The 24864-nt window shown below is 64.6% G+C and carries 20 protein-coding genes (1 of these 20 cut by a window edge); 10 read left to right on the forward strand and 10 right to left on the reverse strand.

Going from position 1 to position 24864, the window contains the following annotated elements:
* The 3 genes from E5X34_RS24580 to E5X34_RS24590 form a co-directional block, all read right to left on the reverse strand.
* Positions 1-1740 carry part of the coding region annotated (locus E5X34_RS24580; protein ID WP_292570076.1) for a helicase-related protein on the reverse strand (this coding region is incomplete at its 3' end). Its footprint begins 803 nt before the window's first position, so 1740 of the 2543 annotated nt are shown.
* Positions 1741-2560: 820 nt separating this feature from the next.
* Complete coding sequence (phbB, locus tag E5X34_RS24585) at positions 2561-3286, reverse strand: acetoacetyl-CoA reductase (protein WP_292570079.1); 726 nt, start codon at positions 3284-3286, stop codon at positions 2561-2563.
* A gap of 122 nt (positions 3287-3408) precedes the next feature.
* Positions 3409-4593 (reverse strand): acetyl-CoA C-acetyltransferase, encoded by a 1185-nt coding sequence (locus E5X34_RS24590; protein ID WP_126064029.1) that lies wholly within the window; start codon positions 4591-4593, stop codon positions 3409-3411.
* A 306-nt stretch (positions 4594-4899) separates the two neighbouring features.
* Here E5X34_RS24590 and phaR point away from each other — a divergent pair, with 306 nt between their 5' ends.
* Entirely contained in the window at positions 4900-5493 is a 594-nt protein-coding gene (gene phaR / locus E5X34_RS24595) for a polyhydroxyalkanoate synthesis repressor PhaR (RefSeq protein ID WP_292570083.1), read from the forward strand.
* Positions 5494-5696: 203 nt separating this feature from the next.
* On the opposite strand, the gene E5X34_RS24600 is transcribed toward phaR, so the two are convergent.
* Complete coding sequence (locus E5X34_RS24600; RefSeq protein ID WP_292570087.1) at positions 5697-6839, reverse strand: citrate synthase; 1143 nt, start codon at positions 6837-6839, stop codon at positions 5697-5699.
* 89 nt (positions 6840-6928) lie between these two features.
* Here E5X34_RS24600 and E5X34_RS24605 point away from each other — a divergent pair, with 89 nt between their 5' ends.
* The 6 genes from E5X34_RS24605 to E5X34_RS24630 all read left to right on the forward strand — a co-directional run bounded on the left by E5X34_RS24605 (position 6929) and on the right by E5X34_RS24630 (position 15943).
* Positions 6929-8029 carry a citrate synthase/methylcitrate synthase gene (locus tag E5X34_RS24605; RefSeq protein ID WP_292570090.1) on the forward strand — a complete coding sequence of 367 codons (1101 nt, stop codon included), beginning with the start codon at positions 6929-6931 and terminating at the stop codon, positions 8027-8029.
* Positions 8030-8234: 205 nt separating this feature from the next.
* The gene (locus E5X34_RS24610) at positions 8235-9365 is read left to right on the forward strand and encodes a patatin-like phospholipase family protein (protein WP_292570093.1); all 1131 of its coding nucleotides are present in this window, start codon (positions 8235-8237) and stop codon (positions 9363-9365) included.
* A 123-nt stretch (positions 9366-9488) separates the two neighbouring features.
* A complete protein-coding gene (locus tag E5X34_RS24615) occupies positions 9489-10910 on the forward strand; it encodes a coniferyl aldehyde dehydrogenase (protein WP_292570096.1) in 1422 nt (473 codons plus the stop codon).
* A 356-nt stretch (positions 10911-11266) separates the two neighbouring features.
* On the forward strand, positions 11267-12439 hold the full coding sequence (locus E5X34_RS24620) for an efflux RND transporter periplasmic adaptor subunit (protein ID WP_292570099.1): 1173 nt from the start codon (positions 11267-11269) through the stop codon (positions 12437-12439).
* Positions 12440-12510: 71 nt separating this feature from the next.
* Positions 12511-15687: an efflux RND transporter permease subunit gene (locus E5X34_RS24625; protein ID WP_292570102.1), complete on the forward strand. Its 3177-nt coding sequence runs from the start codon at positions 12511-12513 to the stop codon at positions 15685-15687.
* 97 nt (positions 15688-15784) lie between these two features.
* The gene (locus E5X34_RS24630; RefSeq protein ID WP_040991775.1) at positions 15785-15943 is read left to right on the forward strand and encodes a DUF3309 family protein; all 159 of its coding nucleotides are present in this window, start codon (positions 15785-15787) and stop codon (positions 15941-15943) included.
* A 63-nt stretch (positions 15944-16006) separates the two neighbouring features.
* Here the strand turns inward: E5X34_RS24630 and E5X34_RS24635 are convergent, their stop codons facing one another.
* Positions 16007-16963 (reverse strand): SDR family oxidoreductase, encoded by a 957-nt coding sequence (locus E5X34_RS24635; RefSeq protein ID WP_292570105.1) that lies wholly within the window; start codon positions 16961-16963, stop codon positions 16007-16009.
* Positions 16964-17059: 96 nt separating this feature from the next.
* Between E5X34_RS24635 and E5X34_RS24640 the strand changes: the two genes are divergently transcribed.
* On the forward strand, positions 17060-17974 hold the full coding sequence (locus tag E5X34_RS24640; RefSeq protein WP_292570108.1) for a LysR family transcriptional regulator: 915 nt from the start codon (positions 17060-17062) through the stop codon (positions 17972-17974).
* Here the strand turns inward: E5X34_RS24640 and E5X34_RS24645 are convergent.
* From E5X34_RS24645 to E5X34_RS24655, 3 genes are all read right to left on the reverse strand, one after another.
* Positions 17932-19113 (reverse strand): MFS transporter, encoded by a 1182-nt coding sequence (locus tag E5X34_RS24645; protein WP_292570111.1) that lies wholly within the window; start codon positions 19111-19113, stop codon positions 17932-17934. The genes E5X34_RS24640 and E5X34_RS24645 overlap by 43 nt on opposite strands.
* A 401-nt stretch (positions 19114-19514) precedes the next feature.
* Positions 19515-19823, reverse strand: coding sequence for a DUF1244 domain-containing protein (locus E5X34_RS24650; protein WP_292570114.1), 309 nt, complete (start codon positions 19821-19823; stop codon positions 19515-19517).
* A gap of 28 nt (positions 19824-19851) precedes the next feature.
* On the reverse strand, positions 19852-20649 hold the full coding sequence (locus E5X34_RS24655) for an N-formylglutamate amidohydrolase (RefSeq protein ID WP_292570117.1): 798 nt from the start codon (positions 20647-20649) through the stop codon (positions 19852-19854).
* Between the two features lie 170 nt (positions 20650-20819).
* Here E5X34_RS24655 and E5X34_RS24660 point away from each other — a divergent pair, with 170 nt between their 5' ends.
* The gene (locus E5X34_RS24660) at positions 20820-21377 is read left to right on the forward strand and encodes a DUF1036 domain-containing protein (protein ID WP_292454776.1); all 558 of its coding nucleotides are present in this window, start codon (positions 20820-20822) and stop codon (positions 21375-21377) included.
* Positions 21374-22801 (forward strand): pyruvate kinase, encoded by a 1428-nt coding sequence (gene pyk, locus E5X34_RS24665; protein ID WP_292570120.1) that lies wholly within the window; start codon positions 21374-21376, stop codon positions 22799-22801. Before E5X34_RS24660 ends, pyk begins: the two co-directional genes overlap by 4 nt.
* 187 nt (positions 22802-22988) lie before the next feature.
* Here pyk and E5X34_RS24670 read toward each other — a convergent pair whose 3' ends face one another.
* Together E5X34_RS24670 and E5X34_RS24675 are read right to left on the reverse strand one after the other, a co-directional pair.
* Positions 22989-24050, reverse strand: a complete 1062-nt coding sequence (locus tag E5X34_RS24670; protein WP_292570123.1) for an alpha/beta hydrolase — start codon at positions 24048-24050, stop codon at positions 22989-22991.
* A 183-nt stretch (positions 24051-24233) separates the two neighbouring features.
* Positions 24234-24635, reverse strand: a complete 402-nt coding sequence (locus E5X34_RS24675) for a hypothetical protein (RefSeq protein WP_095804621.1) — start codon at positions 24633-24635, stop codon at positions 24234-24236.
* Between the last annotated feature and the right edge of the window lie 229 nt (positions 24636-24864).

Raw genomic sequence — 24864 nt, forward strand, 5'->3', positions numbered from 1 at the left:
GACCAGCGTGCCGATCGGCGCGCCGATCCAGCGCAGGACGCCGTCGGAGCCCAGGGCCAGGTCGCCATTGGCGCAGGCGGCAAAGCGCTCGGCGCGCGCATCGAACTCGGCCGCGAGCGCCTTCTGAGCGGCGATGCGCACCGCCTTGGCGTCCTCGCCGCCGGCGCTTTGGTCGGCGGTGAAGCGGAACCCCTGCAACTCGCCGACATGATGGCCTTCGACGAGGACGGTTCCGGTTGGGCTGATTTCGGCTTCAGGCATGGTATTTTCTCTAAGGCGCCGCATGAGGACGGAAGTCCTGCGGTCTACGAAGCGTTTCGTCAACCGCTCATGCAGCGCATCCGACAATCTGTCTTCGATTTCGCGCGTCTTTTCCTGCCAGTGTAGCTGATCGGCCAGCCATCCAGGGCGGTTGGAGACGAAAGTCCAGGTGCGGATCTGTGCGATCCGGTGCGAGAGCGTGTCGATATCGCCTTCGGTCGTATCGGCGCGCCGCACCTGCTCGGCCATGTAATTCTCATCGACATGGCCATGGCGCGCAAGGTCCATATAGATGGAGGCGATAAGATCGGCGTGCTGGGCCGGCGCGATCTTGCGGTAGTCGGGGAGCGCGCAGGCTTCCCAGAGCAGCGCGACACGCTCCTTGCCGGTGGCCAAGGCACGGATCTCGCCGTCCTTCGACAGATGCTCCAGCGCCTGCGCGTCGACAGCCGGCAGCGCGCGGGTCAGCCCCTCGACCGGCGCGTTGGTCTCGGTCGAGCGCTTGAGCGCGTCGAGGCTGGAAAAATCGAAATCGGCGGTGCGCCATTGCAGCACCTTCACCGGGTCGAAATCATGCGCCTCGATCTTGGCGACCAGATCCTCGTCGAACGGGTCGACCTGGCCAGTGACGCCGAACGTTCCGTCGCGCAGGTGCCGGCCGGCGCGGCCGGCGATCTGGCCGAGTTCGGCCGCGCTCAGGTTGCGGTACTGGTAGCCGTCGAACTTGCGGTTCTGGGCGAAGGCGACGTGCTCGAGGTCGAGGTTCAGGCCCATGCCGATGGCGTCGGTGGCGACCAGATAGTCGACATCGCCGGACTGGAAGATCTCGACCTGGGCATTGCGGGTGCGGGGGCTGAGCGCGCCGAGCACGACGGCCGCGCCGCCCTGCTGACGGCGGATCAGCTCGGCGATGGCATAGACCTCGTCGGCCGAGAAGGCGACGATCGCCGTGCGCCGCGGCAGGCGGGTCAGCTTCTTCGAGCCGGCATAGGCAAGGTGCGACAGGCGAGGCCGCGTCACCACCGACACGCCCTTCAACAGGCGCTGCAGGATGCCATGCATGGTGGCGGCGCCCAGCAGCAGCGTCTCCTGGCGGCCGCGCAGATGCAGGATGCGGTCGGTGAAGATATGGCCGCGCTCGAGGTCGCCGGCGAGCTGCACTTCATCGATGGCGACGAAGGCGGCGTCGGTCTCGCGCGGCATCGCCTCGACGGTGCAGACCGAATATTTTGCGCTGGCAGGGACGATCTTTTCCTCGCCGGTGATCAGCGCCACCTTGTGGGCGCCGACCTTCTCGCAGACGCGCGCATAGACCTCGCGGGCGAGCAGCCGGAGCGGCAGGCCGATGATGCCGGTCTCATGCGCCACCATGCGCTCGATGGCGAGATGGGTCTTGCCGGTGTTGGTGGGGCCGAGCACGGCCGTCACGTCGCGGCCCGAAAGGATCAGCGGCTGGGAGTGTTTCGGCTGGATGTTCATCGGCTCGGAAATAAGTGTTTCTGCCGCTTCGATTGTTCAAGCATGATCTTTCTCCGAAAACCGGTTCCCATTTTCGGGATCATGCCTTTGGTCGGAAGCGCGGCGGCGCCGCCGCGTGTGACAGCCGACACATAGGGATTTAGGACGCCGAGCGAAAGCGGAATGTTCTTTTGGGCAGGCAGGAATCGACGGACCCGGTCAAAAGCGCCTGCCGTTAACGGCTGGAACGAGTCTGGAACGAATCAGCGACGAATCGCTGACTCGTTCTGATTCAGGTTTTGTTCACGGCTATATGTGGATTTCTTGACGGAGAGTCGCACCACATGCTGAATCGAGAAACTGGCCCGATTCATGCCTTGCCTCCGCCCGGATCGAGCCGCCGTTAACTTTTGCCGGTGAACGGTCGGGATCGATTCGAGGGCCATCGTCAAGGTTATGAATTTGTTGATTTTTCTTAATTGCTTTTAACGATTTGGGTAACGTTTTCGTTTCCCGCGGTTAACTTTTCGGCCAAAGCCAGAACGAATCGGCGACGAATCAGAGATGCAGGAAGTTTCCCGGTTTGTTCACCCCTAGGTGTTATCCACAGCTTGCCCACCGAATATTCACAGCTTGTCAGAGGCGTTGTGCACAGAGCGCGGCCGGGCCGTTAACTTTTGCGTCCCGAATTGAGGCAAGTTGGAGCGAATAGAGAGTAGCGAATGAATAAGGAATAGGGGATGGGAATGTGATAGCCGCCGCGCTGACGCCGCCGTTCTTCCCTATTCGCTACTCCCTATTCGCTACTCGCTAACACGAGCCGCCATGGCGACAAATGCTGTCAGGCGAAGTACTGGCCGCCATTCGCAGTGATGGTCGAGCCAGTGATGAAGCCGGCCTCGTCGGAGGCCAGGAAGACGACGCAGCGCGCGATCTCTTCCGGCTCGCCGAGGCGGCCGACCGGGATCTGCGGGATGATGCGCTCGTTGAGCACCTTCTCGTCGATCGCCTTGACCATCTCGGTCGCGATATAGCCGGGGCAGATCACGTTGACGGTTATGCCGGCGCGGGCGCCTTCCTGGGCAAGCGCCTTGGAGAAGCCGATGTCGCCGGCCTTCGACGCCGAATAATTGGCTTGGCCGGCCTGGCCCTTCTGGCCGTTGATCGAGGAAATGGTGATGACGCGGCCGAACTTGCGGTCGCGCATGCCGCTCCACAGCGGGTGCGTCATGTTGAAGACGCCGGAAAGGTTGGTGTCGATCACTTCCTTCCACTGCGCGGGCGTCATCTTGTGGAACATGGCGTCGCGGGTGATGCCGGCATTGTTGACCAGCACCCCGACCGGACCGAGATCGGCTTCGACCTGCTTGATGCCGGCGGCGCAGGCCTCGTAGTCCGCGACGGACCATTTGTAGACCGGAATGCCGGTCTCGGCCTTGAATTTCTGGGCCGCCTCGTCATTGCCGGCATAGTTGGCCGCGACCGAATAGCCGGCGTTCTTCAAGGCGACCGATATCGCGGCACCAATGCCGCGCGTCCCGCCGGTGACAATTGCTATTTTGCTCATGTGGTCCTCCCTTTAGAAATCGACTGAGCGAATAGGGAGTAGCGAATAGCGAGTAGGGGTCTGATGTCCCGCCGCGACGCTTTTTCTTCCCTATTCGCTACTCTCTCTTCACTATTGGCTGTTCAGATCGCTTCCACGCACATGGCGACGCCCATGCCGCCGCCGATGCACAGCGTGGCAAGGCCTTTCTTCGCGCCGCGGCGGCGCATCTCGTAGACCAGCGTGTTGAAGATGCGGGCGCCGGACGCGCCGATCGGATGGCCGATGGCGATGGCGCCGCCGTTGACGTTGACGATCGACGGGTCCCAGCCCATGCCCTGGTTGACGGCGCAGGCCTGCGCGGCGAAGGCCTCGTTGGCCTCGACGAGATCGAGGTCCTTGACCGACCAGCCGGCCTTCTCCAGCGCCCGCTTCGAGGCGGGAATAGGTCCGGTGCCCATGATCGCCGGGTCGACGCCGGCGGTCGCCCAGGAAGCGATGCGGACCAGCGGGGTGACGCCGCGCCGGGCAGCCTCGGCCTCGGTCATCAGCAGCGCGCCGGCGGCGCCGTCATTGATTCCGGACGCGTTCGCGGCGGTGACCGTGCCGTCCTTGTCGAAAGCGGGCCTCAGCTTGGTCATGGCGTCGAGCGTCGCGCCATGGCGGATATATTCGTCCTGGTCGACGATGGTGTCGCCTTTCTTGCCCTTGATGGTGAAGGCGACGATCTCGTCCTTGAACCTGCCGGCCTTCTGCGCGGCCTCGGCCTTGTTCTGCGAGGCAAGCGCGAACTCGTCCTGGGTTTCGCGGGTGATCTGGAACTGGCGGGCGACGTTCTCGGCGGTGTTGCCCATGTGGTAGCCGTTGAAAGCGTCCCACAGGCCGTCCTTGATCATGGTGTCGATCATCTTGTAGTCGCCCATCTTCACACCTGCGCGAAGATGCTCGGCGTGCGGCGACAACGACATCGATTCCTGGCCGCCGGCGATGATCACCTTGGCATCGCCGGCGGCGATCTGCTGCATGCCGAGCGCGATGGCGCGCAGGCCCGAGCCGCAAACCTGGTTGAGGCCCCAGGCCGTGGTTTCCTTCGGCAGGCCGGCATTGATCGACGCTTGGCGGGCCGGGTTCTGTCCCTGAGCGGCGGTCAGCACCTGGCCGAGGATGACCTCGTCGACCTCCGCGGCCTCGACGCTCGCGCGGGCGAGCAATTCCTTGATGACCACGGCGCCTAGCTCATGCGCCGGCGTGGCGGCGAAGCTGCCGTTGAAGGAGCCGACCGCGGTGCGAGCGGCGCTGGCGACGACGATTGAATTGGAAGCGGCCATTTTCTTCTCCAGACTTCGAGGTGTCGTATTTTAGGCTATCGTTGAAGACTTTTCTTGCCCGTTCAATGATCTGAGTCAAACCGGAAATGGGCATTGCCTCCATGCGCGGCAAGCAGAGCGCGCGCCGGTCGCGGTAACGTGACGTTGGCCGCGCGGCGGATTTTGCAATGGCTGTGCAGCATTAATTGATGCCGCAGTGCACAAACCACTTGGAATTGTGACGCTTTTGCGCGTATCCTTAACAGAAGGCGCAATCGTTACCGGCCGCTTACTCCTAGAGGTGCCGGTGTCCTGGGGAGGATCCGGATGGCCGCAAAAGACGACCCGATCGTCATCAAGAAGTATGCCAATCGCCGGCTCTACAACACCGGCACGAGCACCTATGTGACGCTCGAAGACCTGGCCGAGATGGTCAAGAAGGGCGAAGAATTCACCGTCCAGGACGCCAAGACCGGCGACGACATCACGCATCCGGTGCTGACGCAGATCATTTTCGAGCTGGAGAACAAGGACGGGCAGAACATGCTGCCGATCCCGTTCCTGCGCCAGCTCATCTCCTTCTACGGCGATCAGATGCAGATGATCGTGCCGAGCTTCCTCGAACAGTCGATGATCGCCTTCTCCAAGGAGCAGGAGCGGTTTCGCGAGCAGATGAAGGGCGCCTTCGGCAAGATGCCGATGGACATGATGAAGACGCCGATGAAGGCGCTCGAGGAACAGACGCGCCGCAATGTCGAGATGTTCCAGAACGCCATGCGCATGTTCACGCCGTTCCCGCCCGCCGGCAGCAATGCCGCGGCCCCGGCCGAGCCGCCGAAGAAGGAAGAGAAGTCCGACGATCTGCAGGAACTGAAGGCGCAGATTGCGGCTATGCAGCGCAAGCTCGACACAATGTCTTAGGGTATGCCGATATTCGGATGAGGCCGGCCTGCGAACGACGGCTGCCTGCGCTTCCGGTGCTCACGTACTTTGAGTACGCTCCGCTCCGGTTCTCGTCAGCCATCGTTCTCGACTCGGCCTGACCCGAATCTCGGCACACCCTGGCGCGCCGTACTGCAAGGCAAAGCGCTGAGCGCTTCACCCTTATAACCCATCGGCGTCCACTAAATTCCGACCGGCCCGTCATAGCGGGCGCGCGGCCGGATCGGCCTGTTGCTGGTCACCTGCTCGATGGCATGCGCCGTCCAGCCGACGCTGCGGCCGAGCGCGAACAAGCGGAAGGGCGCATCGGCCGGCAGGCGCAGGCTGCGCGTTATAGCAGCCAGGGCGAAATCAATGTTGGGGTGCAGGCCGGTCGCGGCAAGGACCGCCTTGCGAAGGCGCGACAGTTTCTCGTCGATATCGAGGCCGGAGAAGACGCCCTCGGCGCGCGGGTCGCCTTCCGGATAGAGCGGGTGGCCGAAGCCGGGCAGCGGCCGGTCATGCGCCAGCCAGCGTGCGATCGCTTCGTCCGCGTCCAGCCGCTCCGCATCCTCGACCAGCGCGATCGCCGCAGCACCCGCGCCGCCGTGGCGTGGGCCGGTCAACGTCGCGAGACCCGCGAGCAGGCAGGCGGCGACCGGCGCACCGGTGGAGGCCGCGACGCGGGCGGCGAAGGTCGAGGCGTTGAGCTCGTGATCGGCCAGCAGCACCAGCGCCCTGCGGATAAGGTCGGCGCTGGCCGCCTCAACGGACCAGCCCTGCGCCAGCCTGATGTGGACGGATTCGGAGCCCGGCGTCGCGCCGAGCGCGGTGGCCAGCGCGCTGATGGCGGCGGCGCCGTCCTGCTGCAGCATGGCCGGCCTGCGGCCGAGCGAGGGCCAGCCTTCGGCCGCAAGCGCCGAGAGCCTGGCGAAGGCGGTCGGCGTGCCGCTTTGCCGGGCGGCCGAAGGAGTCAGCGAGGCGAAGGACACCTGACGGCCGGAGGCCCACAGCAGTCCGGCGGTCTCCTCGAGCGTCGCCGTCGCCGAAAACTCCACCGCGTCCTTGCCGCGGTAGATGAGACGGCCATGCAGCACAGTCGAGATCGATGTGGCGATGGCCGGCTCACCCCAGGCGATGGCGCTTTCGGCGATCGCCTGCGGGCTCCGTCCGCGGTCGCGGCGCGTGGCAAGTGCTGCGATGTCGTCGGCGCGGTACTGGCTGCGGCGCGGGTCGGCATCGTCCGGCTTCATGCCGATGCGGCCGCGGCTGACATAGGCATAGAGCGTCTGCGGCCGGACGTTCAGCCGCTCCAGCGCTTGCTCCCGCGTCAGCCATTCCGTCATTCGCCGCCTTATATTGATTATCTTGATCAAGATTGATGCATTGATTGCGCAGCATTAATTGCAAGGCGCAAAAGGTCAAGGAGACGATCATGGCGAATGGGCTCGATGATGTTGTGGCGGCCGACACGGTGCTTTCCGATGTCGACGGTGTGGGCGGGCACCTCACCATCCGCGGCCATTCGCTTGCGGAACTCGCCGGCCGCTGGCGCTACGCGCAGGTGGTGCGGCTGCTGTTCGACGGCTTCTTCGACGATCTCCCCGGCGATGCCGAATTTGAGAACGCGATCGGCAAGGCGCGGGTGGAGGTATTCGATCGTGTGAAACCGTTGCTTGCGCAGCTCGCGCCGCTCGACATCTACAGCGGCATGCGAGCGGGCATGGCCATCCTGCCGGACGGCGACGGACTTGCCGACGCGCTGCGCTTAATCGCCGCGCCGGCGGTGCTGACGCCGGCCCTGCTGCGCCTTGGCCGGGGCGAGACGCCGATCGCTCCCGACGCAAAAGCCGATCATGCCGGCGATATGCTGAGGATGCTCGCCGGCGCCGCCTCGCCGGCGCTTGCCAAGGCGCTCGACAGCTATCTGGTGACGGTCTGCGACCACGGGCTAAACGCCTCCACCTTCGCGACCCGCGTGGTGGCGTCGACGCAGGCCGGGCTGACCTCGGCGATCCTGGCCGGGCTCGGCGCGTTGAAAGGCCCGCTGCATGGCGGCGCGCCGGGGCCGGTGATCGAGATGCTGGACGCCATCGAGGCCAGCGGCGATGCAACCGCCTGGCTCAGCGCCGAGATCGCGCATGGCGAGCGCATCATGGGCTTCGGCCATCGCATCTACCGCGTGCGAGATCCCCGCGCCGACGCGTTGAAGGCGGTGGTGCGGCAGCTCGGTTCCCGTAACGAAGCGAGCAGCAAGGAGATGGGCAGCCGGCTGGCCTTTGCCGAGACGGTGGAGCAGGCGGCGCTCGAAGTGCTCAGGATCGCCAAGCCGCAGCGCTCGATCCAGACCAATGTCGAATTCTATACCGCGCTTCTGCTCGAAGCGGTCGGCTTCCCGAAAGAGGCGTTCTCCAACGTCTTTGCCGCCGGCCGCGTCGCTGGCTGGATCGCGCACGCCCGCGAGCAGCAGGCGACCGGACGGCTGATCCGGCCGCAGTCGCGCTATGTCGGGCCGGTGCCGGATCTTGTGGCCTGAACCTTGTTCCTCGCCCCCGCAACGCGGGCCCACTTCGTGGGACGAGGAAAGGAGCTTTCATGACCGAAACTTCATGTGATCACGCTTGTGTGTTCGTGTTCTTGCCTTGGTTAGCCCTTATATGCTGCACTGCAACATAGACTGACCGCGCCGGCTCCGTCCAAATGACGCAAGGGCAGGCCGGCGCATCAAGACAAGGAACGCCATGGCGAAGAACGGCAAGGCGGATGAAAAGAAGAAGATCAACATCGCGCTCCAGGGCGGCGGCTCGCATGGCGCGTTCTCTTGGGGTGTGCTCGACCGCCTCCTCGAGGACGGCCGGCTGGAGATCTCGGCGGTGTCCGGCACCAGCGCCGGCGCTATGAACGCGGTGGCGCTGGCCGACGGTTTTGTCCGGGGCGGCGTAGAAGGCGCGCGAAAGAAGCTCGACGATTTCTGGCGGGCGGTGGCCTCGAAGGGCCGTTTCAGCCCGGTGCAGCGCATGCCGTGGGACGTCGCGTGGGGCAATTGGTCGATCGAGAACACGCCGGGCTATCTCTTCTTCGACACGATGTCGCGGGTGTTCTCGCCCTATGTCGCCAATCCGCTCGGCCTCAACCCGCTGCGCGACGTGGTGGCGAAGGAGATCGACTTCGGCAATGTGCGCGCCTGCAAGTCGATGGAGCTGTTCATCTCGGCGACCAATGTCGAGACCGGACAGCTGCGCGTCTTCTCCGACGGCGAGATCGACCTCGACACGGTGATGGCGTCGGCCTGCCTGCCGCAATTGTTCCGCGCCGTCGAGATCAAGGGCGTTCCCTATTGGGATGGCGGCTATGGCGGCAATCCGGCGCTCTTTCCGTTCTTCAAGGCGGCGGCCACCGAGGATGTGCTCCTGGTGCAGATCAATCCCGTGGTGCGCGAAGGCACGCCGAAAAGCGCCAACGAGATCCAGAACCGCATCGACGAGATCACCTTCAACGCCGGCCTGCTGCGCGAATTCCGTTCGATCGCCTTCGTCAAGGAGCTGATCGCGGCCGGACGCCTGCCGCATGGCGAATATCGCGACATCCGCATGCACCGCATCGATGCCGACGAGGCTTTCAAGGACCTCTCGGCGTCGTCCAAGGTCAATGCCGAATGGGCTTTCATCGCCTATCTGCGCGACCTCGGCCGCAGTGCTGCAAGCGACTGGCTGGAAGAGAATTACGACGCCGTCGGCCAGCGGCCGACACTCGACCTTTCCGGTGAACTCGACGACGGCTTCAAGCCGTTGCGCGGCCCGGCGCCAGGACGCCGCGTCAAGGAATTCCTCGCCGCGCATATCAAGCCGGAGTCGGCGCGACGTCGGGCTTGAGCTATTCCCTAGCTGTCAGCAAATCCGTCCCGGCTGTCAGCATCTTCCGCAAGGGAACCGGCGGGGTGCTGGATCATGCCCTCGACGCGATGTAACTTACCTGAACGTAAAGGGGAGGTTGCGATGCTGCAGACGAGGCAGAACGCTCTTGGCGTCCGGTTTGAAGCGCAATGCCGGGCCTTCGAGAAGGAGCCGTTCCCGACGCTGGATGTGCGCAAGGACCGGCTGAAGCGTCTGCTGGCGCTCACCGAAAAGCATGAGGCCGAGATATGCGCTGCGATCGACAGCGATTTCTCCGCCCGTTCGGCCGAGGAGACGCGGCTTGCCGAACTGTTCGTCGTGCGCGCCGGCATCAGGCATGCGCTGTCGCATCTGAGCGCCTGGATGCGCGAGCGGCGCGTCGCCACCAGCCTGCCGTTCCTGCCTGGCCGCAACCGTCTGCTCCCGCAGCCGCTCGGCGTCGTCGGCATCGTCTCGCCCTGGAACTATCCGTTCCAGCTCGCCGTCGCGCCGGCGACGGCGGCGCTCGCGGCCGGCAACCGCGTCATGATCAAGCCGTCTGAGCTGACGCCGAAGTTTTCGGACCTGCTTGCCAGCCTGTTCGAGAAATATTTCGCCGCCGACGAGGTCGCCGTCATGGTGGGCGACGCCGATGTCGGCAAGGCATTCGTGTCGCTGCCTTTCGACCACCTCCTGTTCACCGGCTCGACCGCCGTCGGCCGCCAGGTGGCGCTGGCCGCCGCCGCCAACCTCACGCCGGTGACGCTGGAACTCGGCGGCAAGTCGCCGGCGATCTTCGATCCCTCCTGCGACCTCGACGCTTCGGTCGCCAGCGTCGCCTATGGCAAGCTGCTCAATGCCGGACAGACCTGCATCGCGCCGGACTATCTGATGGTGCCGCAAGGCCAGGGCGCGGCGGTCGCGGCCAAGTTCGCGGTCGCCATGGGCAAGCTCTACCCGCGGCTCGGCGACAACCCCGACTATACGGCGATCGTCAGCGAGCGGCATCACCGGCGGCTGAGCGACATGGTGGCCGAAGCGCGCGACAGCGGCGCCGATATCATCGAGGTCAACCCGGCCAACGAGACGCTCGGCGTCAGCGACCGCAAGATGGCGCCGGTGCTGGTGCGCAATGCCGGCGACAATCTGCGGCTGATGCGCGAGGAGATTTTCGGACCGGTGCTGCCGATCGTCGAATATGGCACGGTCGACGAGGCCATCGAGCATGTGAACCGAGGCGAGCGGCCGTTGGCGCTCTACTGGTTCGGCACAGACAGCGCCAACCGCCAAAGGGTGATGCGCGAGACGGTGGCCGGCGGCGTCACGATCAACGACTGCATGCTGCATCTGGTGCAGGAGCGGCAGCCCTTCGGCGGCGTCGGCGAGAGCGGCACCGGCGCCTATCACGGCGAATGGGGGTTCCGCACCTTCAGCAAGGAAAAGCCGATCTTCATCCAGTCGAAGCTCAGCGCGGGCAGCCTGCTGCGCCCGCCCTATGGCAGTACATTCGAGCGGATCTTCCGGCTGCTCAATCTCATCACTTGACAGCCTCGACCGGAGCATAGCGGGGTTTGACCGCGCTCCAACCGGGCGGTTGTCGCCGGCTATGGATGATTTTTCGCATCATGCTGACGGCTGCTGCCAGTAACGTTGGGGAAACCTGTCGGCGCGCCGTCAAAAGCGCCAGCCGGCTGGCAGAACAGCCCGCTTTTGTCGAGGCACAGCGTTCCATCCCGCAATGTTCTTGCAACTTTTCCGACTATATTGCGCCGCAACTTTCAGGTAGAAGCGCGCGTCCGCCGATCACGGCAAATTGAACTAGGCCCCGCGCACACCCATATCGGCCGCGCGCCCCAGTCGGAAGCGCCGACCTCGCCAGGTCCTGCAACGGAAAAATGACGATGCCGAAAATCAGGTTTCACAAGCTTGCGGCCATTGCCGTGCTCATCGGATTTGGCGCCTGGATGGGAACAGGCCAGTTTTCGTCCGTCGGCAGCGCCGCGAACAAGCCGGCTGACACAGGCAAGCCGGACGCCGCGAAGCCGGAAGCTGCCAAGCCGAACACGGCGCAAGCCGAGCCCAAGGCAGCGCCCCGCACCGTCGCAGTGGTCACGCCACCGCGCAAGACCTTCGCGCGCGCTATCCGCATCTCCGGCCTGACCGAGGCCGACAAGCGCGCGGTGCTTGCAACGCGCGTCAACGGCGTCATCGACAAGCTGCCGGTCAAGCAGGGCGACCACGTCAAGACAGGCGACCTGGTATTGATGCTTGCTGCCGAAGAGAAAATCTCGATGGTCGACAACGCAAGGCAGCTGCTTGTGCAGCGCAAGGCCGAGCTCGACGCCGCCGAGCGGCTGGCCAAGACCGGCAATCTGCCGAAGCTGCAGCTCGACACCGCCCGCTCGAACCTGACCCAGGCGCAATCGCAGCTCGAAACCGCGCAGGCCGAGCTCGACCGCAACGAGGTCAAGGCGCCGTTCGACGGTGTCATCGACCGCATCCCGGTGGAGCTCGGTAGCTCGGTGATGCAAGGCGGCGAGGTGGCGACGATCCTGAAGCTCGATCCGGTGATCGCGCGCGGCGAGATCAGCGAGCGCGACCTGCGCTATGTCAAGATCGGCGACGAGGCCGATGTCCGCCTGGTCAACGACCAGAAGGTCACCGGCACGGTGCGCTACATCAGCCGCGACGCCTCGGCGCAGACCCGCACCTTCCGCGTCGAAGTGGCGATCCCCAATGGCGACGGCTCCATCCCCGCCGGCATGACGGCTGAGATCACGCTCAGCGCCGAGCCGACCAATGCGGTCATGCTGCCGCGCTCGGTGGTGACGCTTGGCGACAAGGGCGATCTCGGCATCCGCGCCGTCGGCAAGGACAACAAGGTGGCGTTCTTCCCGATCGACCTCGTCGATGACACGCCGCACGGCCTGGTGCTGGGCGGCATTCCGGAAGATGCGCGCATCATCGTCGCCGGCCAGGAGCTGGTGAAGGAAGGCGACCTGGTGAAGCCCGTCGAGGCCGACCAGGCGACCATCAACAAGCTGATCGGCGAAGCGACCGCCGGCACGCAGTGAAGCACGACGCGCCATCACCGGTCCAATCCGGCGGTGGGTCCGCAGCCTTTGAAGCATAACAGGCCGAAGTCATGGATATCGTCAGACTCGCCATCAACAACGCCCGCCTCACAATATCGGCGCTGCTGTTCCTGGTCGTAGCGGGCTGGGTTGCCTATCAGTCGACGCCGAAGGAAGCGGAGCCCGACGTTCCGATTCCGATGATGTATGTCAGCCTGATCTATCAGGGCATCTCGCCGGAAGACTCCGAGCGCCTGCTGCTGAGGCCGATGGAAAGCAAGCTCAAGAGTCTCAAGGGGCTGAAGGAGATGCGCTCGGCCGCCTTCCAGGGCGGCGGCTATGTGCTGGTCGAATTCCAGCCGCAGACCGATCTGGCGACGGCGCTGCAGGATACCCGGAGCAAGGTGCAGGACGCCAAGGCCGACCTGCCGCAGGCGGCCGAGGAGCCGACGGTCAACGAGGTCAATGTCTCGGAATTCCCGGTTCTGGTCGTCACACTTTCCGGCGATGTGCCGGAGCGCGTGCTGACGGCCGCCGCGCGCGAGCTGCGCGACCGCATCGAGGAAGTGCCGGGCGTGCTCGAAGGCTCGCTGCAGGGCGCGCGCGACGACCTCGTCGAGGTCGTCATCGACCCGGTGAAGCTGTCCTCCTACGGGCTGCAGCTCGACCAGGTGATCCAGGGCGTCGCTTCCTCGAACAGCCTGGTCGCGGCCGGTAATCTCGAGGGCTCGGAAGGCAAATACGCGGTCAAGGTGCCGTCGCTGATCGAGACCCCTGAGGACGTCGCCAACCTGCCGGTCGTCGCCACGCCGAACGCCGTGGTCCAGGCCAAGGACGTCGCCACCATCCGCTCGACCTTCAAGGATGCCGAGACCGTGACCCGGCTCGACGGCAAGCCGGCCATCGCCATCGAAGTGAAGAAGCGCATCGGCGCCAACCTGATCGATACACTGACCCATGTCCGGGAAGTGTCGGACAATTTCATCAAGACGATGCCCGAGGGCATGCATGTCACCTACACGCAGGACAAGTCGGTCTTCGTCAACCAGCTGCTCGGCGATCTGCAGAACCATGTGATGATCGCCGTCATCCTGGTGTTCATCGTCATCCTCTACGCCCTGTCCGGACGGGCTTCCCTGCTCATCGGGCTTGCCATCCCGTCGTCGTTCCTGATGGGCATCCTGCTGCTCGCCATGATGGGCTACACGATCAACATGATCGTGCTGTTCAGCCTCATCCTGGCTGTCGGCATGCTGGTGGACGACGCCATCATCGTCACCGAATTCGCGGAACGGCGCATGAGCGAGGGTATGCCGAAGGCGGACGCCTTCGCGCTGGCCGCCAAGCGCATGGCCGGCCCAGTCATCGCGGCGACGATGACGCGCATCGCCGCCTTCTCGCCGCTCTTGTTCTGGCCCGGCATCATCGGCGACTTCATGAAATACATGCCGATCACGCTGATCGTGACGCTGTCGGCCTCGATGCTCTACGCGCTGGTCTTCGCGCCGACTTTGGGCGCGATCTTCGCCAAGGCGCCGGAGCATCACGAGGAAGGCAATCGCGACGGCTGGTACATGGCCGTGGTCAAGCAGGCTGTCCGCTTCCCGATCACCGTCATCCTGCTCACCGTCGGGCTTCTGGTCGGCGTCGGCTTCGCCTATTCGAAATATGGCGCGGGCGTCGAGTTCTTCCCGAGCGTGGAGCCGGATTACGGCCTGCTCTATGTGCATGCGCGCGGCAATCTTTCGCTGGCCGAAATGGACGCCGCCACCAAGACGGCGGAAAACCGGCTGCTCGGCTGGCCCGGCGTGAAGTCGGTCTATACGCGCGTCGGCAAGACCCAGGGCGGCGGCCAGGACATTCCCGAAGACGTGGTCGGGGTCATTCAGTATGAATTCGTCGACTGGCGCCAGCGCAAATCCGCCAACCAGATCCTCGATGACCTGCGCGGCGTGATGGCCGGCATTCCCGGCGTCGATGTCGAAGTGCGCGTTCCGGAAGCCGGCCCGCCGACCGGCAAGCCGATCCAGATCCGGCTGTCGGCCGCCGACCCGGCCGGGCTCGACGACAAGGCGCGCGCGGTGGCGGCGCGCATCGCCAAGATCCCCAACGTCATCGATATTTCGGACGGCCTGCCGCCGCCTGGCGTCGACTGGGCGCTCGAGGTCGATCGCGCCAAGGCGGCGCAATACGGCATCAGCCCGACCTCGGTTGGCACGGTGGTGCAGTTGGTGACCAATGGCCTCAAGCTGTCGGAATACAGGCCAGCCGGCGCAGACGACGCGGTCGACATCCGGCTGCGCCTGCCGGAGGACCGGCGCACGCTGTCGACGCTCGACGAGCTTCGCGTGCAGACCTCGCAAGGCTCGGTGCCGATCTCCAACTTCGTCGTGCGCAAGCCCGAGCCGACCGTCGGCATCCTCAACCGCATCGACGGCGCGCGCACTGTCGTGGTGCAGGCCAATGTCAGCGCCGGCGCGCAGGTCGCCGCCGTGCAAGAGCAGGTCACCAAGGCCGTCGCCGACATGGATCTCGGCAGCGGCATCCGCTGGAAGCTCGCCGGCTCCAACGAGGACAGCGCGGAAGCCAGCGCCTTCCTCGGCAAGGCCTTTGGCGCTGCGATCTTCCTGATCTTCCTGGTGCTCTTGGCGCAGTTCAACAAGTTCACCAGCGTGTGGCTTGTCTTGTCCTGCGTGGTCATGGCAACGATCGGCGTGTTCCTCGGCTTGCTTCTGACCGGCGAGGCCTTCGGCATCGTCATGTCGGGCATCGGCGTCATCGCGCTGGCCGGCGTGGTGGTGAACAACAACATCGTGCTCATCGACACCTATGACCGATTGCGCGAGGAAGGCTGGGACAAGATGGACGCGGTGCTGCAGACCTGCCGCGAGCGCGCCCGCCCGGTCGTGCTGACGGCGGTGTCGGCCATCCTCGGCGTGCTGCCGATCGCCTTCGGTCTCGGTCTCGAAATCTTCCATCATGAGACGACGATCAACGCCCCGTCGACGCAATGGTGGATATCGCTGTCCTCGGCGATCGTCTTCGGCCTGTCCTTCGCGACGCTGCTCACCCTGGTGGTGACGCCGTCGATGCTGATGGTTTTCACCCGCGCCAAGGTAAAGCCCGGCCAGCGGCGCAGCTGGTTCGGACGCCTGTTCCGCAGTGGCAAGGGCAAGGTCACGACCGACGCGCCCGCTGGCGATGCCGGCGTCGAGCCGACGGAAGCCTTCCCGAAAGCCGCGGAATAGAGCTTTTCCAGATAGGCAGTGCAAGAAGCCGTCCGGAACAACCGGGCGGCTTTTTGCATTGTTCCCTCGAAGTTCAACCAGACGGCGAGGATTTTTCATGACGATCGGCACAATTCTCGTAATAATCCTGATCCTGATCTTGATCGGCGCCGTGCCGGCATGGCCGCATTCGCGCTCCTGGGGCTACGGCCCTTCCGGCATTGTCGGTGTCATTTTGGTCGTGCTGCTCATCCTGCTGCTGATGGGCAGAATCTGATCTTCAATGAATTGCGGCCGGGCTTTCAAACCCGGCCGTTTCATCTTTCGTTGGAGCTTTTGATCAAGCAGCCAGGCGAGAGGGCTGCACGGCGATGCCGATATCCTGCAAGGCCTCCTTCACCGCTTCATCAAGCGGGGTATGCGGGATTTCGCCGATGATCTTTTCCAGCCGCGTCGAGACCAGCCGGTGCGCTTCGAAACGCAGATAGGACATCGACACGATCTCGCGCCACATGGCGACGAACGGGCTGCCGGCGCGCAGCACCCACCAGGGCATGAAGGAGAGCTTCAGCTTGCGGCCCAGCGCCTTCTCGGCTGCCGACTTCATGTCGAGGTCGGTGATGGCGTGGCCGGGGAAGTTGATGGCTTCGAAGAAGCCCGTTTTGTCGAGGTTCTTCGCCAGGCCGACGAAGGCGACGGCGAAGTCCGGCAGGTAGGCCCATTCATGGGTCAGGTTGGCCGGGCCGGGCGCGGTGTAGACGCCCTTCTCCATCTTGGCGGCGACGACGAGGTCGAACCAGGAGCCGCTGCCGGTGCCGCCGAAGAAGTCGCCGGCTCTGAGGACGATGGTGCGGACCCGGCCGGCTTCGGCCTCCCCGCGGAACAGGTCTTCCATGGCGCAGCGGATACGGCCCTTCTCGGTGGTCGGATGGAACGGCGTCGCCTCCGTGATCACCTGCGGCATCGGCGAGCCGTAATTGTAGACCGTGCCCGGGAAGAGATGCAGCGCGTTGTTTTCACGGCAGGCGGCCATGACGTTCTCGGCCATCGGCATGCACTTGCCCCAATCAGTGTAGATCGGGTTCAGGCCGTTGAAGACGATATCGACGCCTTGCGTGGCGCGGATCAGGGATTGACGGTCCAGCGCGTCGCCGGCAACAGCCGTGGCGCCTTTGAGTTCCGCCGGCACCTTGCCGGTGCGGGTGACGGCGCGGACGTCGAAGCCGGCATCGATGAAGGCCTTGCCGACCACGCGGCCGAGCCGGCCATTGGCCCCGAGGATTGCGATCTTGGTCATCTGTTCTCTCCGCTGTTTGCGTTTGCCCCTGAAATCTGATGCCTTCATCGACGAATTGAAATTGACTGAAGTCGGCGTTCTGTTATTCAAAAATGAATGAAGGAATTCGACTGGAACCTGATCAAGAGTTTTGTCGCAGTCGCCGAGACCGGCAGTCTGTCGGGCGCCGCGCGCCGGCTCGCGGCTAGCCAGCCGACGCTCGGCCGCCATATCGCCGAGCTGGAGGCGGCACTTGGCGTCACGCTGTTCCGGCGTGGGCGTCGCGGCTACGAGCTGACCGAAGCGGGCAGCACGCTCTACGAGCGCGGGCGGGCGGTCAGCGAGCAGGCCAATGCGTTCTCGCTGCTGGCGCTGGGCTCGGTCGAGGCGATCGAGGGCACGGTGCGCATCGCCGCTAGCGAGGTGGTCGCCGCCTTCGTGCTGCCGGACATGATGGCGCGGCTTGGCGGGGAAGAGCCCGGCATCGAGGTCGAGATCGTCGCCTCCAACCAAGTCGAGAACCTGTTGCGCCGCGATGCCGACATCGCCATCCGCATGGTCAGGCCGGCGCAGAACGAGCTGGTGGCGCGCAAGGTCACCGACATTCCGCTCTGCCTATGCGCCGCGAGCGCCTATCTCGACCGGCGCGGCCGGCCGGAAAAACCCGCCGACCTCGCCGATCACGCCTTGGTCGGCTTCGACCGCAGCGACGAGATCATTCGCGGCTTCACGTCGTTCGGCATTCCGGTCGGCCGCAGCCATTTCCGCTTTAGGACCGACAACCAGATTGTGCTGTGGGAGGCGGTGCGGACGGGAAACGGCATCGGCCTCGGCCAGGAGCCGCTGGCCGACCGCGATCCGGACCTGGAAAAGCTGTTGCCCGATGTACCCTTGCCGGTCCTGCCTGTCTGGCTCGCCATGCATCGCGACGTGCGCACCAGCATGCGCATCCGCCGCGTGGCGGATTTCCTGCACGAGGAGCTGAAGCGTTATTCGGCCGGCACGGGTTCGGGAGCGAATTCGGCCCGGTGAGCGAGGCCTGCCATCAGGAGCACGACGACCAGCAGGCCGGAAAGCGCAATGAAGATCGGTCCGAAGCTCGAATGCTCCGCGACGAAGCCGATCGCCGACGGCGCCACCAATATGCCGGAATAGCCCATGGTGGTGACGACGCTCATGCCGGTGCCGGATGACATGCCTTCCTGGTTGCCGCCGGCCGAGAACAGGATCGGCACCATATTGGCGATGCCGAAGCCGCAGAAGGCGAAGGCGGCGATGGCGAGGTAAGGCGAGGACGAGAGGCCGGCGACCAGCATGCCGGCGGCCGCGACCAGCGCCGAGCCGCGCAAGGTCTGCACTGCGCCGAAGCGGTTGCGCACGCCATCGCCCAGGAAGCGCATCAGCGCCATCACGCCGGAGAAGGCGGCATAGGCGAGGCCGGCGACCGCGAGATCGGCGCCCAGTTCCTGGTGCAGGAAGAGCGCAGCCCAATCGAGCACCGCGCCTTCCGAGATCATGGTGAGCAGCGCCATCAGCCCGACCAGATAGACGGCCGCGTGCCGCGGCAGCGTGAATTTCTGATGCTCGACAGCCTGCGGCCGGTCCTCGGCGACGAGATAGCGAATGGCGAAGGCGATCACGGCGAAGGCGACTACCGTGACTGCGACGGCATGGGGAAGATAGCCGTAGTTTTGGATCGAATAGCCGCCGAGCGCGCCGCCGGCGAAGCCGCCAAGGCTCCAGAAGCCGTGCGAAGACGACATGATCGCCCGGGAAAGCCTTCTTTCAACCACCACGGCATTCGAGTTCATGGCGACATCCATGCCGCCGATCGAACCGCCGAAGATGAGCATGGCGACCGCCGCCAGGGGAACATTGGGCGCGAGCGCCACCATAAGCAGGCCGAAGCTGCCGCAGATGCCGAACCAGCGCGTCACGCTGCGCGAGCCATGCCTGGAAATGAGATGGCCGCACCAGGTCATGGCCATGACCGCGCCGACGCCGAACAAAAGGATCAGCAGGCCGAGCGTGAATTTGCTGATGTCGAGCCGGGTCAGGAACACCGGGATCTGCGGCGCCCAACTGCCGGTCAGAAAACCATTGGCGAGGAAGATACCGGCGACGGCCCAGCGGCCGCGCGTCGCGGCCTGCATCGTGGTTTGCACGTTCATGGTTCTGAAATCCGCCATGTAAAATGGTTCGCGCGGCAAATTAGATCGATTCAATCGGCAGTCAAGGACCGTGATGCGGAAGTGCTTGGACCAAGGGGCGCGGCCCAAGGAGCTAGTGTCGTTCGTGGCAGGCAGCAGCTTTGGAGGTTTGGCAGAAGCGCCCCTCAGTTCGTCATCCTCGGGCGGAGCAAGGAGCGAAGCGACGCGCGCAGACCCGAGGACCCATGCCGTTCCCTGGGAGCTCCGCTGCGGCGCAGAATGTTCTCTGGGGTTGTACCGTTACGATATTCTGGACCGCGGCATTGTCCGACAGCCGTCACGGCATGGATTCCAGGTCTGCGCGCATCGCTTCGCTCCTTGCTCCGCCCTGGAATGACGACGGCGCGAAGACGCTCGGCTTATCAATGATCCTTCGGCCGCTTGGCCTCGAACTCTGTCTTCTTGGCTTCTGAAGCCTCGGTCTGGTTGAGCGCCTGCCATTCGGCATAGGGCATGCCGTAGATGATCTCGCGCGATGCATCCTTCGACAGCGCCACGCCCTCGGCCTCGGCGGCCTCGCGATACCAGTTGGACAGGCAGTTGCGGCAGAAGCCGGCGAGGTTCATCAGGTCGATGTTCTGGACATCGCCGCGTTCGCGCAGATGCGCCACCAGCCGGCGGAAAGCCGCGGCCTCGAAGTCGCGCTTCTGGTCGTCGCTGAGTTCGGTCATCTCGGAAACTCCCGGCCTGTCGGCTTTCTTATACCGGCCCGGTGCGCGAGCCGAACATCTTCACCTGATGTATATCGGCACGGCGGTCGATGGCGTCAACGATCGGCGCCAGCCGCTCAGCCCAGGCAAGCGCCCCAGCGCGGTCGGCGATCAGGTCCTGGCGGATTTCGATCAGCGCATGCGCGTAGCCGTTGATGATGGCGTGGCGGAACATGGTGTCGCCGCGCAGCGCGCCGTCATAGGGTTCGTTGTCGCCGACAACGAGGGACTTGTCCTGCGCCAACATATCGATCAGCGGCCGCGCCACGCGGTCGTCGCGGTCCCACAGCACGCCAACATGCCAGGGGCGAACAAAGCCCTGCATCACCGGCGTGAAGGAATGGACGGAGAAGATGAACGGCGCCTTGCCCGACGCGTGCGCCACGGAGGCGATCATCGCGCCGACGGCGTCGTGATAGGGCCGGTAGAAGCGGTCGAGCCGCCGCTCGCGTTCTTCAGAGGCCATCGGATAGTTGCCCGGCACCACGGTACCGTCATAGAGCTGACGGATCATGGTTGGGTCGTCCTCGCCCCGGTTGGGGTCGATCAACAGCCGCGAGAAGCCGGCCAGCACCGCCGGCGCGTCGAGCGCGGCCGCGAGCTCGCGCGTCACCGTCTCGACGCCGATGTCATAGGCGATGTGACGGTCGAATTCGGATGCCGGCAAACCGAGACTGCCATATTCCTCCGGCAGGTCGCGGCGGGCGTGATCGGCCAGAAGCACGACGCCTTTCTTGCGGTCGCCCTCGACGATGTCGAACGGCGTGAAAACTGTGGATCGGGTCATCGGCTGAAAAGGGGATGGCGGCTGCGATGTGGTATCGTCATTCCACGAAGAAGACGCCGGCGCAATGCCGTTGTTTGGCCAAGGTTTCCGCAAAAAATCCCCGGAGCGGGGAGAATTTGCGCGACGGGCCCTTCTAAATCGATTGGAATTGAACAAAACGGCGCGTTGACATGCGACCGGAGTTTGCTGAAAAGGGGCTTCGAGAGATGCAAATGTGGTTCGCAAGGGGATCTGCGATGGGTTTTGCCGGCCGGCTGCGCAAGCGCCTGGCCCTGCCGTTGCTGATCGTCGGTGCGGGATTTTTCGCGATAGCCGCGACCTCGCCGGCCCGGGCCGACTTCCGCGTTTGCAACGCAACGCAAAATCTGGTGGGCGTCGGCATCGGCTATCGCGCCAAGGCCGGCTGGATCACCGAGGGCTGGTGGCACATCGAAGGATCGACCTGCAAGACGCTGATCGAGGGTCCGCTGTCATCGAGGTTTTACTATCTTTATGCAGAAGACGCCGAGCGTGGCGGGCGCTGGGATGGCCCGATCAACATGTGCGTCGCCGAAAAAGAGTTCAAGATCGCCGGCGTGAATGATTGCGTCGCCCGGGGCTTCCAACGCGCCGGATTTCAGGAATATGACACGGGCGAGCAGGCCAGCTGGATGGTCCAGCTGACCGACGAGCCCGCAACGGGAGGCGCGCCAGCAGCGGCCCCCGCTCCGGGAACAAACAGTCAATGAGACGCAACCGCAAGGTCAAGATCCTCGCCACCATCGGTCCGGCTTCCTCCTCCGAGGGAATGCTGAAGAAGCTCTTCGAAGCGGGCGCCGATGTCTTCCGCATCAATATGAGCCATACCGACCACGAGCTGATGCGCACGCTGGTCGGCCGCATCCGCGCCGTCGAGGCCGCCGTCGGCCGGCCGATCGGCATCCTCGCCGATTTGCAGGGGCCGAAGCTCAGGGTCGGCAAGTTCGCCAACGGCAAGGAAGCGCTGACACCGGGGCAGACCTTCACGCTCGACGACAATCCGGAACCCGGTACGTCGAAACGTGTGTACCTGCCGCATCCCGAAATCCTGAGCTCGGTCGAGGCCGGTCACAGACTTTTGATCGACGACGGCAAGCTGGAGCTGAAGGCTCTGAAGGCCGACGGCAAGTCGATCACCTGCACCGTCGTTGCCGGCTCGGGCATATCCGACAAGAAGGGCGTCAGCCTGCCCGATACCGACCTGCCGGTCGGCGCGCTGACCGACAAGGACCGCTCCGATCTCGACGCTGTGCTTGCCACCGGCGTCGACTGGGTGGCGCTGTCCTTCGTGCAGCGGCCGGAGGATCTGGCGGAGGCGCGCAAGATCGCGCGCGGGCGGGCGCTGATCATGGCCAAGATCGAGAAGCCGCAGGCGGTCGCCCGGCTCCCCGAGATCATCGAGCTCTCCGATGCGCTGATGGTCGCCCGTGGCGATCTCGGCGTCGAGATGCCGATCGAAGCCGTGCCCGGCATCCAGAAGCAGATCACGCGCGCCGCGCGCCGAGCCGGCAAGCCGGTGGTGATCGCCACGCAGATGCTGGAATCGATGATCACCGCGCCCGTGCCGACCCGCGCCGAGGTCTCCGATGTCTCGATCGCCGTCTTCGAGGGCGCCGACGCGATCATGCTTTCGGCCGAATCCGCGGCCGGCGCCTATCCGGTCGAAGCTGTCGGCATGATGAACCGCATTGCCACCAAGGTCGAAACCGACCCGACCTATGCCGGCATCATCAACGCGCAGCGTTCGGAACCCGAGGCGACCGGGGCCGACGCCATTTCACTTGCCGCCCGCGAGATCGCCGAGACGCTGAAACTGTCGGCGATCATTTCCTACACCGCGTCCGGCACCACCGGGCTGCGCGCCGCTCGCGAGCGCCCACAGGTGCCGATCGTGGCGCTGTCGCCGATCCTCAGCACGGCGCGCCGCCTGTCGCTGCTGTGGGGCACGCATTGCGTGGTTTCGGAGGATGCTACCGACCTCGACGACATGGTCGACCGGGCCTGCCGCATCGCGCTGGAAGAAGGTTTCGGCAAGCCTGGCGACCGCGTCATCATCACGGCCGGCGTGCCGCTCAGGACACCCGGATCGACCAATATGCTGCGGATTGCATATATCGGGTCTGAGACTCACTAGGAATGCCGATATTCAGGTGAGGCCGGCCTGCACGTAGCGGCTTCCTGCGCTTCCGGTGCTCACGTCCTTTAAGTACGTTCCGCTCCGGTTCTCGGAAGCCATCCAGTTTGGTCGCTTCGAGCCCATCTTCGACTCCGGCTCGGCCTGACCTGAATCTCAACGCATCCCAGGCGCTTGGTTTTCGAGGTCAACTTGGCGCGAGTTCTGCGTTGGGCACCTTGAGTTCGGGGCAGCGGTCGGCGCCCTGCGTGTCGCCGGCGATACGGCCTTCCACGGTTCTTGCCATTGCCTGGAGATCGATCGGCGCGCCGGCCACCTTCCGGATCGCGCCGACCACGAGATCGGGCGCGATCCAGTCCGGTTTGTGGCCGAGATTGCGGACCCAAACCAGTTCTGCGCCGGGAATGTCGCGCTCGAGGCCGACGGAGTGGATCGTCGCGTAGACCACCTTGTCGCGGTCGCCCGAGATGACGACGGTCGGCGCCTTGATCTCCCGGTAAGCGGGAGAGGCGGCCCGGACATAGTCGTGGAGCTGGGCGACGTCGCGGGCGTTGGCGCGAAAGGCGGATGGCCTGAGCACCAGCGGGATCGAGGCGTTTTGGAGATAGAAGTCCGGGAGGGTGTTGGGGGAGAAGACGCAAGCCGTCGCGTCGCCGATCCGCAGCATGCCGGCCGGGTAAGCGAGCGTTTCGGAAAACAGCCAGCCGACCACCGGCGTGGCGGTGAGCTTGTAATACCAGGCGGTCGCGCCGCCCGGCCATGGATGCGTGGCGGGCGCGAGGAAGACCAGGCCCAGCGTCTTTTCAGGATGCTGGCGAGCGAAGGCCGTGGTGATCGCGCCGCCGAAGGAATGCGCAACGACAATGGCCTTTGCAATGCCGAGGCGGTCCATCAGCTGGGCAATGGTGTCCGCCTGAGCGGCCAAGGTTTCATTATCGCCACGCTCCGACCAGCCGAAACCGGGACGGTCGAGGAACAGCATTTCGGCGCGGCCCTCGAGCGACGGCTTCAGCGGCAGCATCTGGTCCTTCAGGTTGGCGCTGGCGCCATGGATGAAGACGACCGGCGGCAGGTCGGCGCCGGCAGGCGCCGGGACATGGGCATAATGGATGCGCGCGCCGTTAACCTCGGCGAACTCGCCGGCCGGCGGACAGCGTCGCTCGATCAGCCAGACGCCGGCGCGGGTGATGCCGGCCAGGGCAAAGAGGAGCGCGATGAGGAAGAAGAGCGCGGCGCCGATGAGGTTCATGCGGTGAGATACGAGGGCAGGTGACGATCTGGTTCAGCGGTCAGGCGATCTTGACAGGTTGAGGCCGCGTTGGCAGCCGGAATCTGTCACGCTGCCGTGGTCAGCGCGAGCCGGCGGTTTCCGCCAACCGTCAACGCATGCCATCCGGCAACGGAAGCGGCCCGTCAAAAACTCCCGCGAAGGTTAGTTCAGATTGATGTCGCGGCTTGCCGACCGCATCGACACCGAGAAGCCGGCCAGAACGTCGAATAGCGCGATGATCATCAGCGTGAAGAAGACGGAGTGCGCCGCGCCCTTCACCAACAGGAACTCGACGAGAAAGGCGATGAAGACCAGCGTCGACAGAAGGTGATCCAGGATCGAGGCATTGGTCGTCCGCACCGATTTCGAGATCTCGACGAAGAGAAAGATCAGCCCGATCAGCACCATCAGGTCGCCGAGCGTCATCGAGAAGACGCCGCCCGACATCATGCGGAAGGAGAACATCTCGGTCATCCAGGGATCGTCGCCGCCGCCGAACAATCCGAGCAGGCCGAGATTGTAGAGGACGAAAGGCACGATCAGCAGCGGGATGGCACCGAACATCTGGGCGACTCCAATCAGGGCACCCCCTTTTGTAAAATCCGCGGCAAGCGCGCCGTCAAGGTTTTTCGCCGCCGCGGCGAACACGCTGTAAGACCTAATGAAATAACGATGTCAGCCCGTTGCGCCGCCATCGGCAGCGCGAGCGATCAATTCCGGACGCCGCCGGCGCCAAAACAAAAAGACCGGCCAGGGGCCGGTCTTTCGAAACGTCAGAAATCCTTGGAAGCTT

The organism is Mesorhizobium sp., assembly GCF_004963255.1.
In the GTDB taxonomy this organism is placed as follows: domain Bacteria; phylum Pseudomonadota; class Alphaproteobacteria; order Rhizobiales; family Rhizobiaceae; genus Mesorhizobium.

Coding starts and splice junctions, on each gene's coding strand:
- phbB (WP_292570079.1), bottom strand. CDS start 3,286: ATGAGCAAAATAGCAATTGTCACCGGCGGGACGCGCGGCATTGGTGCC.
- E5X34_RS24590 (WP_126064029.1), bottom strand. CDS start 4,593: ATGGCCGCTTCCAATTCAATCGTCGTCGCCAGCGCCGCTCGCACCGCG.
- phaR (WP_292570083.1), top strand. CDS start 4,900: ATGGCCGCAAAAGACGACCCGATCGTCATCAAGAAGTATGCCAATCGC.
- E5X34_RS24600 (WP_292570087.1), bottom strand. CDS start 6,839: ATGACGGAATGGCTGACGCGGGAGCAAGCGCTGGAGCGGCTGAACGTC.
- E5X34_RS24605 (WP_292570090.1), top strand. CDS start 6,929: ATGGCGAATGGGCTCGATGATGTTGTGGCGGCCGACACGGTGCTTTCC.
- E5X34_RS24610 (WP_292570093.1), top strand. CDS start 8,235: ATGGCGAAGAACGGCAAGGCGGATGAAAAGAAGAAGATCAACATCGCG.
- E5X34_RS24615 (WP_292570096.1), top strand. CDS start 9,489: ATGCTGCAGACGAGGCAGAACGCTCTTGGCGTCCGGTTTGAAGCGCAA.
- E5X34_RS24620 (WP_292570099.1), top strand. CDS start 11,267: ATGCCGAAAATCAGGTTTCACAAGCTTGCGGCCATTGCCGTGCTCATC.
- E5X34_RS24625 (WP_292570102.1), top strand. CDS start 12,511: ATGGATATCGTCAGACTCGCCATCAACAACGCCCGCCTCACAATATCG.
- E5X34_RS24630 (WP_040991775.1), top strand. CDS start 15,785: ATGACGATCGGCACAATTCTCGTAATAATCCTGATCCTGATCTTGATC.
- E5X34_RS24635 (WP_292570105.1), bottom strand. CDS start 16,963: ATGACCAAGATCGCAATCCTCGGGGCCAATGGCCGGCTCGGCCGCGTG.
- E5X34_RS24640 (WP_292570108.1), top strand. CDS start 17,060: ATGAAGGAATTCGACTGGAACCTGATCAAGAGTTTTGTCGCAGTCGCC.
- E5X34_RS24645 (WP_292570111.1), bottom strand. CDS start 19,113: ATGAACGTGCAAACCACGATGCAGGCCGCGACGCGCGGCCGCTGGGCC.
- E5X34_RS24650 (WP_292570114.1), bottom strand. CDS start 19,823: ATGACCGAACTCAGCGACGACCAGAAGCGCGACTTCGAGGCCGCGGCT.
- E5X34_RS24655 (WP_292570117.1), bottom strand. CDS start 20,649: ATGACCCGATCCACAGTTTTCACGCCGTTCGACATCGTCGAGGGCGAC.
- E5X34_RS24660 (WP_292454776.1), top strand. CDS start 20,820: ATGCGACCGGAGTTTGCTGAAAAGGGGCTTCGAGAGATGCAAATGTGG.
- pyk (WP_292570120.1), top strand. CDS start 21,374: ATGAGACGCAACCGCAAGGTCAAGATCCTCGCCACCATCGGTCCGGCT.
- E5X34_RS24670 (WP_292570123.1), bottom strand. CDS start 24,050: ATGAACCTCATCGGCGCCGCGCTCTTCTTCCTCATCGCGCTCCTCTTT.
- E5X34_RS24675 (WP_095804621.1), bottom strand. CDS start 24,635: ATGTTCGGTGCCATCCCGCTGCTGATCGTGCCTTTCGTCCTCTACAAT.